Consider the following 12,298-nt stretch of genomic DNA (forward strand, 5'->3'; position numbering starts at 1 on the left):
AAGAAATAAAATGTGGGGTGGTTATTAAATAATTCATTTAGAAGAATATGTCTAATGAACTTTGTTTAGATTTGTCACTTTCAAATAAAGAATTAATAGCAGTCTCTAAAATATCAATACGCTCCACTACATAAGGACTGATAGGATAACGATGAGCTAAATCCTTTGAAATATCCAAATACTTAAGAACAGAACCTTTGGAAATACTTAAAATTAAATCATTACCACAAGTACACTGTCCTGATAATGGAATACGCCTATACTTAGCTCCACACTTCGTACAACGTACCTTCTGTCTTGAAAATGCCCTAATATTTCCTGCCATATCTGGTAAGAAGTGAGAATTAATAACACCCTCAACAACACCTTTTTGGTCAACGGATCTTAATATTTCAGCAAGACCAATTTGACTCTCAACCTTCTCAGTCATAGTCTGTAAAGTTTTATACAAACAAACTTTTGGTCCGCTATGAATCGAACTAGTTGGATGGGAATACATAATACCACTATACTGTGCATCAGTACCTAACCTACCCTCAACATTATCCACTAAATTATTAACATCAGAAGGTTTAACACCTCCCTCCTCTGTTTTATGATAAATTTCCAAAGGAATACGTTTCATACAATCAATATTATGTGATTCATCATCTATTTCCTCAGGATCAATACGAATACTTAAAACCAAAGGAGCATCCATACTACCCCCACGAGTACTAGGAAGGTATGTTTTACCAAAATTCAACAAAGCATCTAACAACAACATAACCGCATCTTCATCACTATCACAATTACGTCTTTTAGCTGAATGGAAATAAGGATGAGCATAACAACCTGAAGCTTTAGTATAACCAACAATACGACCTAAAACACCAGCTGAAGTGTGAGGAGCAAGACCTGCAACTAATTCACCAATCAAATCAGTACGTGTCTCAGCATTATAAAATGGTTCCATATCATAATATTTGATAAGCAAATCATCAATAAACTGTGAAACCTTTAACAAATAATCCCCACAACTTTCACTAACAACAATATCCTGAATTTTAATTTCAACAATTTGATTCTCATCTGTAATAGGCTTACCATAAATATCCTCAGTATAACCCATCTCCAATATTTTATCCACACTAACACTAATTTCCCTAGGAATAAAATGTGTTAACGGAAGATCAGTAGAATCATGTCTGATAGTACCATCACGATAAGTATAAACATCATGTAATGCTCTAAGAATACCCTTTTCTAATGGTTCTGGATATTTATCTTCAGAAATCAATCCTTTAACACCTTTAACAGTGTCTAAACGCCGAACTTTCACACTATCAAAAGCATCATTTAACAATTTTCCTAATTTAATATTCTTAGCAGCTGATGATTCTAACTCCGTACGAGAACCACAAACAGGACATATTGACTTGAATGAAGTAACTTTACAAGTAGGATTAGTACATTTACATTTAGCAAGCGTAACTTTAATCGTACCTTTCTTTGCAGCTTCCACGATATTACGGATATTTCCAGCATAATTTCCTATAGGGAATAATGAATGTGGAGCAGGTCTCATAAGTCTCTCCTTAGTTTTTTCAGGACGACCAACACGACCACCTATATAAGTAGGTGCTTTTGCTTTAATACTAATCTCATTAATTTGGTTTATTGCTTCTATACTTTTTGTATCTTCATCTGGAGTCAAATGTTTATTTAAAGTTTTCATTAAAGCATAAAGATTATCATTAGATATAATTAATGAATTATTATTAACATGGTGTGGAACACCAAGTACTTCCAGTATTCTTTTATGATAATCAATAGGAATACGATTAATATCTACATTGAACACTTTATCCGGACTTTCAATATATTCATAAATATAATCATGAAGTGAATTCAATTCTTCTTTGGACACATCATGATAATAAAAGGTATACTTTGGATGAAGAGGAGTTTTTGTTTTTTCGGCAATTTCAAATGCTTTTTCTGCAGAAATATCTAATTTAAGCAAATCATTTAATTCAAGTTCTTCCTTAAATCCTATACCAAAATCGTCATGAGTTTCTTTAAAATAATCAGAAACTTCAACTTCCTGTGCCCACCATTCTTCACACCATGCTGAAACATCAAGAGGAATGTTTCCCCTGAGATACTCACCAAAAGCAACTAACATATCTCCAAGGAATAAAATCTCAGAAACATCCCTTCTAATCTTGATAGCCTGTGAAACATTATTAACTTGTACAACATCACCATTTTTTAATTTAACAATAGGACCCTCAACTGAATCACACGGCACAACACAATTTCCTTTTCCAGGTTTTTCAATTTTCATCTGTGTACCAATAGCTAGAAATTCTACAATTTCCATCGTAGCAGGATGTATTGCCATTGAAGCTAAACCACTATCACGTGTCCTACCATATCTTAATCTAAAACCACCTTTAGCACCAGGATAAGACATTACAGGTCTTCCTCCAATAATATCTTCCATATATTTTGCTTTTTTCTTAGGTTTTTTAACATTTTTTTCTTTAATTTCTTCTTCTTTTTTTTCTTCCTTTTTATCAGCTTTAGGGGCTGTGAAATATTCAAGCCAACTCCAACCATCAATACCTAAAGTATTTGCATATTTAACAATTTTTCTAGATTTTTGGATAACTCCTTCAGCTATAGCGAGTAAAGCTCCTCCACGAATATGGTTGGTTTCTACGCGGGGCAAATCCCTATTTTGCACTTCAATAGCATCTGTTTGTTCACCAGTAACTTCAACAGGAATGCTACGAACAGCTTTTCTTACTTCTTCGGGAGTAGGAGAATATTGGAGGTTTGTAACTTCAGATTCATATAATTCGACTTCTTCCACATACCTTTCAATTTCATCATCAGTAGGTTTGTACCTATCATGTCCTTGAGCAATACGTATGTAATCCCCTATTAATACAGCTAATGCAGCAGCTGTACCTCCAGCACTACGAATAGGTCCAGCGAAGTAAACACCAAAACATTTTGTTCCATCAGGATTATCTTTAATTTTTACTTTAGCAATACCCTCTAAAGGTGCTGCTACAACTCCTTCCGTAAGTATTGCAAGAGCAGTACGTATTGCACTATCTGCATTTTCCTCTTGAATTTCATAATTATTTTTTTCACCAAGAACATCATCTTTTGTTGCAATTTCTTTAGCTATTTGGAATGCTACTTCTTCCCTAGACATAGTTTCTTCTAATTTTTTTATTCTTTTTGCAACTCCTTCCGGACCTACAAGCCCTTCAACACGTTCGGCAAGGTCCTTTGCTAATGGTATTTCAGGTACTAATTCCAAGTCTTTTCCTTGTTTTCTAGCTTCTCGTGCAATATCATAAAGTTCTTCTGTTTTATCTTCAAGCATTTTAAAGTAATCCATTTTTTTACCTCCTTCTTTTCAATGTTTATGCTGGCGATATTTTTTTGCTAATAATAATATATGTGAAATATTTCTCTTATCTATTTTTGTATTACTATATTATTCTCAAAAATTTTTAGTAGAAACAAATTCATATATTATAATAATAGATAAATTTTTAGACAATAAAAAATTAGGATTGGTTCAATGTTAGATAATTCACTAAATAAACAATGGAAAATAGACTTTTTTAAGGTTTTTGCAACAGAATATGATAATATTCAAGTATTTGAAAAAGCAGACAAAAAAAAGTTCGAACATTTTCCTCCTGTCATAGGAAATTTCTATGAAAAAACAGTAAGTCCTGAAGAATTAAAAAATATTTGTGAAGGAAAGCTAAAAATAAAAAAGGCTAAACTGGATGAAAATTATAATGATATAGTTAAGATAGATTACTTGAAAAATATTAAAAGTCAGCTAAACAATGTAATGCATCAACAAATAATGAATCTTCAACAAGAAGATCCAACATTTCTCTCAGAAGAGGAAAAAGAAATTATTGAAAATGCAGATTTTCCATTTGCAAAACTTATGACTGTTGTATTCTCTAAGGATACTGATGAGATGACAGTTGAAGATCAACAAGAATGGAAAACTAACATGAACCAATTTATTAACCAACAATTCATATCTGGTATAATAAACATATATTTCACGATGAAGTTATACAAGGATAATAATTATGTGCGTTTATTCCAAACACCATATAATAAAAAAGAATTATGGGATGAATATGCAGGTAATCATAAAGGATTTTGTGTTGCTTATGACTTCAAACAAATAAAAAGAACTAACGCAATGAATCTTAACAGATTGTTCCCTGTATTATATGTTAAAGAAAAAATATCTGAAGATGAACTGGATTATGATGTATATAATTATCATTGTGCAAGTATTATGAAAGTAAGAAATGAAGTAACAGATTATGATAATGAATGGATGTTCATATACAATCATCATTACACTGAAACAGAATACCGAATGTTAGATAATCTTCTTGAACCAATATATCATAAAACAATGAATAATCCTAAAATTCAACAGATAACATTTAAAAACTATTTAAAAGAAGAAAATGATGAATTAATTTATAAACATGAAGATATAATAAATGACATCCTTAAAATATTAGAATCTGAAGAATTCGATAGTCAAATACATGATGAATTTGAAGAAGTACTTAAAATTACGGATGATGAAATCATGTTTGATTACATGAAACCAGAAGCAATATATCTTGGAATAAAATTCCCTGAAGAAAAAATTGAAAGCTACAAAAACATAGTGGAAAGTACTGGCACAAGAATATTTCAAATCAAAGAAAAAGATGGAAAAATATTTAAATCAATAATATAGTGATAAATATGTCAGGAATATTATACGAAGAATTAGTGGACGTATATGAAAAAATAGGAAGTACAACTCGAAGATTAGAAAAAGAGGAAATAATAGCCAACTTCCTTAAAACAATAAAACATAAAAGTCCAGAAACAACATATGATGTGACATTATTACTTCAGGGGAAAATATTTCCACCATGGAGTGATAAGGAAATGGGAGTTTCCACACAATTAATCATCAAAGCCTTATCCAAAATGCTTGGAGAAAACACTAAATCCATAGAAAATAAGTTAGCATCAGTAGGGGATATGGGTGAGATAACAGAAGAACTGGTATCAAATAACAAGCAAGTCACTTTCTTCAAAGTTCCTCTAACAATAACAAAGGTAATAAACAATCTTAGAAAAACTGAGTCTATCACGGGAAGTAATTCACAAAACAAAAAATTAAACCTCATACTGGAATTATACAGTTCTGCTTCACCATTAGAAGCAAAATATATAACACGTACAATAACAGAAAAACTGAGAATAGGTGTTGGGGAAGGAACGCTTGTGGATGCAATAAGTGATGCATACGGTATAGATAAAGAAATAATTGATAGGGCATACATGTTATCTAATGATCTTGGGGAAGTAGCCACAAGAGCACAAGAATCTATTGGTGCTGTTAAAGAATTATCAATTACTCCCGGAAAACCTATAAAGCCAATGCTTGCCCAATTAAGTCCGGGTATACGGGAAAGTATTGAGGAAATGGGTGAGGTTGTCTGTGAAACTAAATATGATGGGATACGTGTTCAAATCCATAAAATTGGTGATGAAATAAAAATTTTCACTAGACGTTTAGAAAATGTAACTCAAGCATTACCTGAAATAGTGGAATACATAAGAGAAGCATTACCTGATGAAGATTATATAATTGAGGGAGAAGTAATAGCAACAAGAGATAACAAGCCAATATCTTTCCAGTATATTCTTCAAAGAGTTAAACGAAAATATGATGTTGAAAAAATGAGGGAAAAAATTCCTCTGAAAATATTCTTATTTGATGTATTATATTATAAAGAACCTGTGGCAGAACAACCGATTGGTCAGAGAAGGCAATTACTTGAAGAGATAGTGCACACATCAGATGATGTTGAGTTAAGTACTATGAAAGTAGTGTCTTCGGATAATGTGGGTGATGCTGAAGAATTATTTAACTGGTCTATAGATAATGGGCATGAGGGGATTATGTTTAAAGATGTATCAAGTCCTTATTCTCCGGGTAAACGTGGAAAGAATATGTTAAAATTCAAACCAGTTAGGGAAACTTTGGATTGTGTTATAACTGGTGGATTGTATGGTAAGGGAAAAAGAGCTAAATTCTTTGGTTCTTATTTATTATCATTACTTGATAGTCAAACTGGTGAATATAAAACTCTTGTTCATGCTGCAACGGGGATGGATGATGAAATGTTGGCTTCATTAACGGATCGTATGCAACAGTATATCTTATCTACTAATGAACAAATTGTAACATTTAAACCGGCAGTTATTCTTGAAGTAGCGTATAGTGAAATTGTTGAAAGTAATGAGTACGAGGCAGGGTATTCTTTACGTTTTCCAGCTATTAAAAGAGTGAGGGATGATATTGGTTTGGATCAGGTGGATACTTTGGATAAATTAAAACAAATGATTGACTTACAAAATAATTAATTTATAATATTGGTATAAAAATAATAAACATTATCTATAATAAAGACATATATATTATTATAATTATTATGAATGACAAGAAAATATTTAAAATATCATTAATAACATTAATTATAGGATTGATGGGTATAATATTATTATCAGGATATGTAAACCCTGAAAAACTAACAATAAAACAAATAAACAAATCAAAAATAGACAATCAAATCGAATTAGATGCAAACATAGAATCAATCATCAAAACAAAATCAAATACTCAAATAATAAAATTAAAAGATCAAACCGGAAATATTAATTTAATAATTTTTCCCTCAACAAATCTAAAAACTAAATTAATCAAAAACCAGAAAATAACCGTTATAGGAAGGGTTACACAATATAATGGGGAATTAGAATTAATACTGGAAGAATCCAAAAATATTAAAATAGGATAACTCTATTGTAAACTATTCTAATTTTTAACCTCTTTTTTTCATTAAATAACTTAATTACAATATAAGACATTACAAATTATAATGAATTTATAATATCTTAGAACAATTTGTTAAATTAATAATTATAACATTTATCAATGATGAATGGAATATCTTAAATTAAATAAGATGAAGGTTGTAATTTTAAATGAATCTATTTTTAAAAGAAGATAAAAAATTATTAGTATTACCAGCAATCCTATCATTTATTTTAACATTACTCTTATTATACAAATATTCCTTCCCTATTTCATGGGATGTTTATTATCATATACATATGATTAATTTGTATGCTAATAATGGACTTGTTTTTTGGGATAATCTCACCGTTGCTCCCAAAGGTAGACTAATAATGTATCCACCATTATTCCATCTGGTATTCGCAGGCATTAGTAAAACCTTAAATATTTCATCAATAGAGTTATGCAGGTGTGCACAACCATTATTTTCAGCTTACCTTATAGGCATAATTACATTTACAACATATAAAATAACAAATGTCAGAACTTCATTTTTAACAGGATTTCTGGCAATGTTCTGTTTCATAACATTTAACAGATCCGTTATTTGCACACCCGCAACAATTGCAATAGGATTATTTTTAATAGCTATTGTCTATTGTTATAATGGTATCATCAAAGAAAATTATAAAGAAATCATAATATCCGCAATTTCACTTGCTTTAATATGGAATTTACATATGGCAACAGCTATACTAACAAGTGGCGTTATCGGATTATACATTTTAATACAATTGTTGAAAAAGCATATTAATTTGAAAATAATACTATGTTACTGTCTGATAGTACTATGTTTAGGTTTACCTTGGTGGATTTACATAGCAATAAATTATACTTTAGTATTTAATTCAATTTCAGGCACAGATACTATAATAACCAATTTCTTCTTCAAATACTTTGGAGTTATTACAACAATACTCCTATTAATTGGATATTATGTGTTGTTTAAAAAGAAAACAAAATTATCAATATTCCTATTATCAAGTTCATTATCATTAATATTATTAAGTCAGATAAAATATCTTGGATTTAACACAGTTTCGATAAGAATATTAGAAGTTGCATCCTATGTTCTCATAATTATTTCAGGTATTGGATTAAACTATATTTATGATAATAAAATAACTCAGATACAATACAAGAACCTTTTTGTGGCACTGGTAATATTATTATCCGTATCATCAGCATTATTATATGAAGACAGTTATACTCCTGATCTAATGGGAAATCATGATGTAAATAACACAATTATTGATGAACATATTCATTTAATTGTTAATCCTGTTGTAACATTATTTAAGCCAACAGTCATTTCTTCAAGATTCGCAGACAATAATCTAGCCCATAATCGTTATGAAATCATGAAATATTTTGAAGAAAATACTCCTAATGGAATGTTAATATCTGAAGATGCAATCATGGATACAATAATTGTTTCAACAAGTAGTACTCCAGTAGCTTACGGAGGTTTCACAGAATCTATACCAGATTATGTTACAGATCCCGTCCACATAATTAAAGGATGGTCCAATAAGAATGAAATACACCAACTCAATATTAGTCACATTCTATTGAAGAAGGATACAGCAGTACCATATTATGCAGAAATAGTAAAAGAAAATGATAATTATAAAATATGCAAAATAAGACAAGAATACAGGTAATTATTATGAAAACAACTCATAAAATAATGAGCATAATTATAATTGGAATACTGATAACATTATTCTTTATAAGCACATTATATACTGATACCATTGAATGTGATAATCAAACATTAATAATATCAGTATGCACAGGAGAAATGAGAGCATTAGAAACAGGAATAGCAGTATATGCAGGAATAGAAGAAGCACCATTAATCCTCTCAGATAAAACATTACCCGACCAATTAAACACATGGCTACCATCATACATAGAAAAAAACAACATAACAAAAATAATAATCGTAGGACCAGTAACGCCACAACAAATAATTGAATTCATGAAACTCAGAGTCACAATAAAACAAATAAATGGAGATAATATAGCAGATATCCTAACAAAAATAACAGAAAACAACAAAAACATAAACAAAAATGAAATAATAATAACCTCCTCTGATCCATTAGCAGGAATATTAGGAGCATACACAAAAACACCAGTATTCATAACAGCAACAAATAGCACATACCAATCAGCTAACACATTAAGTAAAGAATACAAAGAATACATAACAAAACACAACATAAAAAAGGCAACAATCATAGGAAACACACCACAAAACATAAAAGACGAACTAAAAAATCACAATATTCAAATAGAAGAAATAAGCGGAGAAACATCATTAGACGTAAGTAATAACTTAAACAATAAACTAAAACAAGAAGGATATCTCAAAAATACAAACACAGCATTTTATGGATTTTATGGAGAAATACCTACAATAATACCAACAGTAATAAAAGAAAATGCAATACTAATAGAAGACTCATCAAACAAAGGAAATATTATTCCATACTTACAAGAAAACAATATAACAACAGTATACATCTTAAGAAACACAGAATCACAATACATACAGATGGAAGAAACAGACTACATATCAACAGATGTAATAAACAATCTACAAAACAATAATATAACCATCAAATACCTAACAAAACCAAGAACACTAGATGAAGCAACAGGACTATACGACATGAAAATACTAACTGCAGAACACATGGAAAACACCACAGCCCCAACTATAAAAGAAGAAAAAACATCCCACATAAAAACACAACCACCATTAATAGCAATACTAGAAAAACAGAAAATAAAAGATTCAAACAACATAACTGCAACAATAACAAAACAAAACAACACAAAATACATACTAAAATGGGACACCATCCACCCATACACATATAATAAAATTAACGAAAACACTTATCATATAACCTCAAACACGGGCTACGAATACATATGGAAAAAACAACAAAACATGTGGAAAGAACAATACATATACAATAACACCACCTACTACAACATAACATGGACAGAAAACAAAGACAATACCTGGACCGAAACACATGAAAAACAAGAATACACCTGGAACTTTAACGGACAAAAATGGGTATGTTACAACCAACAACAAGAACCAATATACTATATTCAAAACATAACTTAACAAAAATGTATAACTCATTAAAAACATAAAATAATACAATAAAAGATAACATCAACATTTATCATTTTTTTTTATAAAAAATAATTCTTAAATAAGGCATGGGAGAATTGATATGAAACAATTATTTGGAACATTTGGAGTAAGAAGAATAGCAAACACAGTACTCACACCAGAATTTGCATCAAAAATAGCAGCAGCATATGGAACAAAAGTAAAAGGAACAATAGCTATAGGTTCAGACCCAAGAACATCCTCAGAAATGATTAAACATGCAGTAACTGCAGGACTATTATCTGCAGGATGTAATGTAGTGGACTTGGGAATGTTACCAACACCAGCAGTACAATATGCAGTAAGAAAATATTATGACGGTGGAATAATGATAACTGCATCACACAATCCACCAAAATACAATGGACTAAAACTATTAGATTCTGATGGAATAGGAACACCTGATGATTTAGAAGAAGAAATTGAAGACATATACTTCAACGACAAACAAGAAAGAGTCACATGGGATAAAATAGGAAAAGCATACAAACAAGACATCATAGATGAATACTGCGAAGAAGTAATAAAACGAGTAGATGCAGATAAAATCAGACAAGCAAAACTAAAAGTAGTACTTGACTGTGGATCAGGAGCAGCATGTGGAACCACACCATTTATTATAAGAAAACTTGGATGTGAAATCACAACACTAAACTGCCAACCAGATGGAGCATTTCCTGGAAGAAATCCAGAACCAACAGAAGACAACTTACAGGACCTGATAAAAGTAGTTAAAGCAACAGGAGCAGACATAGGAATAGCACATGATGGAGATGCTGACAGAACAATATGCATAGACGAAAAAGGACAATTTGTATTTGGAGACAAATCATTCGCACTAGTAGAAAAATCAATGCTAGAAAAAAATAATGGTGGAAAAATAGTAACAACAGTAGCTACAAGTAATGCTATTCGAGACATAGCATTAGAAAATAATGGTGAAATCATTCTAACAAGAGTGGGTGATTTAGTAGTAGCAAGAAAACTCCAAGAAGTTGATGGACTATTTGGAGGAGAAGAAAATGGTGGACTAATATTCCCTGACTTTGTATATGGAAGAGACTCCGGATTAGCAACAGCAATGTTACTAGAAATATTAGCAACAACAAAAAAACCATTATCTGAATTAATAAATGAACTACCAACATATTACTCTGAAAAAAGAAAAGTAGAATGTCCTGATGATAAAAAACAATTCGTTGCAGAAAGTATAATAAATGACACAACAGAATATGAAGTAGACACAACAGATGGAGTAAAAGTAATTACAGATGAAGGATGGGTAATTATAAGACCATCAGGAACAGAACCAATATACAGATGTTTCTCAGAAGCAAAAACTCCAGAAAAAGCAGCAGAACTAGCAGACTGGGGAATGACTTTAATCGAAAAATATTTAGATTAGAAAAAATGATTAAATACCTTTCATCCCTTTAAAACTTTTTTTTAAATAAAACCACTTATAAAACTAGTTCACTCTTTTTAAAATTTATTATCAACACATAACAAAATTATATATTAGATAAGAAAACAAATAATAGGAGAATAAAAAAAAATGTCAGACATAAAAAAGGAAATAGCCAGCAGAGTAAAAGATATGCGAGAAGTATGTGAAATAAGCATACAAGAAATGGCAGAAAAACTAGATCTACCAATAAAAACATACGAATCATATGAAACAGGAAATGTAGACATACCTGCAAGTATACTATATGAAGCATCACAAATATTCAATGTAGATACAAGTCTCTTACTAACAGGAGAAGACACAAGAATGAGTGTATTCGCAGTAACACGAAAAGACAAAGGAGTAAGAATAAACAGGAGAGAAGCATATGATTATGAAAACTTGGCATCAAGCTTCACACACAAAACAATAGAACCATTCATAGTAACAGTAATGCCAAGAGAAGATAATTACATACCTGAACCAAACTATCATAAAGGATATGAATTTGTATATGTACTCGAAGGAAAATTAAGATTATACATCAAAGACAATATCCTAGACTTAAATGAAGGAGACTCAGTATACTTCGACTCACAACATAAACATTCAATGATAGCATTAGAAAACAAAGCAGTAAAATTCCTAGATGTACTAAACAATAATGAGTAGGTGA

Annotated in this window: 8 protein-coding genes; 7 read left to right on the forward strand and 1 reads right to left on the reverse strand. The window is 30.5% G+C overall.

Annotated elements, in window-relative coordinates; genetic code table 11:
• Window positions 1-37 precede the first annotated feature (37 nt).
• Window positions 38-3,400 (reverse strand): DNA polymerase II large subunit, encoded by a 3,363-nt coding sequence (polC, locus tag PXD04_RS13080; protein WP_323737315.1) that lies wholly within the window; start codon window positions 3,398-3,400, stop codon window positions 38-40.
• A 186-nt stretch (window positions 3,401-3,586) separates the two neighbouring features.
• On the opposite strand from polC, the gene PXD04_RS13085 reads away from it, so the two are divergent.
• The 7 genes from PXD04_RS13085 to PXD04_RS13115 all read left to right on the forward strand — a co-directional run bounded on the left by PXD04_RS13085 (window position 3,587) and on the right by PXD04_RS13115 (window position 12,294).
• On the forward strand, window positions 3,587-4,795 hold the full coding sequence (locus PXD04_RS13085; protein ID WP_323737316.1) for a DUF2971 domain-containing protein: 1,209 nt from the start codon (window positions 3,587-3,589) through the stop codon (window positions 4,793-4,795).
• A gap of 17 nt (window positions 4,796-4,812) precedes the next feature.
• Entirely contained in the window at window positions 4,813-6,480 is a 1,668-nt protein-coding gene (locus tag PXD04_RS13090; RefSeq protein WP_323737428.1) for an ATP-dependent DNA ligase, read from the forward strand.
• Window positions 6,481-6,548: 68 nt separating this feature from the next.
• The gene (locus PXD04_RS13095; protein WP_323737317.1) at window positions 6,549-6,914 is read left to right on the forward strand and encodes an OB-fold nucleic acid binding domain-containing protein; all 366 of its coding nucleotides are present in this window, start codon (window positions 6,549-6,551) and stop codon (window positions 6,912-6,914) included.
• Window positions 6,915-7,101: 187 nt separating this feature from the next.
• Window positions 7,102-8,637 (forward strand): hypothetical protein, encoded by a 1,536-nt coding sequence (locus tag PXD04_RS13100; protein ID WP_323737318.1) that lies wholly within the window; start codon window positions 7,102-7,104, stop codon window positions 8,635-8,637.
• 5 nt (window positions 8,638-8,642) lie between these two features.
• Window positions 8,643-10,124: a hypothetical protein gene (locus tag PXD04_RS13105; protein ID WP_323737319.1), complete on the forward strand. Its 1,482-nt coding sequence runs from the start codon at window positions 8,643-8,645 to the stop codon at window positions 10,122-10,124.
• Between the two features lie 112 nt (window positions 10,125-10,236).
• Window positions 10,237-11,580: a phosphoglucosamine mutase gene (gene glmM / locus PXD04_RS13110; RefSeq protein WP_409988268.1), complete on the forward strand. Its 1,344-nt coding sequence runs from the start codon at window positions 10,237-10,239 to the stop codon at window positions 11,578-11,580.
• A 150-nt stretch (window positions 11,581-11,730) separates the two neighbouring features.
• Window positions 11,731-12,294 carry a helix-turn-helix domain-containing protein gene (locus PXD04_RS13115; RefSeq protein WP_323737320.1) on the forward strand — a complete coding sequence of 188 codons (564 nt, stop codon included), beginning with the start codon at window positions 11,731-11,733 and terminating at the stop codon, window positions 12,292-12,294.
• The last annotated feature ends 4 nt before the right edge of the window (window positions 12,295-12,298 follow it).

The organism is Methanosphaera sp. ISO3-F5, from assembly GCF_034480035.2.
Classification (GTDB): domain Archaea; phylum Methanobacteriota; class Methanobacteria; order Methanobacteriales; family Methanobacteriaceae; genus Methanosphaera.

Bases quoted from the DNA above. Each gene is read 5' to 3' on its own strand.
- polC (WP_323737315.1), bottom strand. From the start codon at position 3,400: ATGGATTACTTTAAAATGCTTGAAGATAAAACAGAAGAACTTTATGAT.
- PXD04_RS13085 (WP_323737316.1), top strand. From the start codon at position 3,587: ATGTTAGATAATTCACTAAATAAACAATGGAAAATAGACTTTTTTAAG.
- PXD04_RS13095 (WP_323737317.1), top strand. From the start codon at position 6,549: ATGAATGACAAGAAAATATTTAAAATATCATTAATAACATTAATTATA.
- PXD04_RS13100 (WP_323737318.1), top strand. From the start codon at position 7,102: ATGAATCTATTTTTAAAAGAAGATAAAAAATTATTAGTATTACCAGCA.
- PXD04_RS13105 (WP_323737319.1), top strand. From the start codon at position 8,643: ATGAAAACAACTCATAAAATAATGAGCATAATTATAATTGGAATACTG.
- glmM (WP_409988268.1), top strand. From the start codon at position 10,237: ATGAAACAATTATTTGGAACATTTGGAGTAAGAAGAATAGCAAACACA.
- PXD04_RS13115 (WP_323737320.1), top strand. From the start codon at position 11,731: ATGTCAGACATAAAAAAGGAAATAGCCAGCAGAGTAAAAGATATGCGA.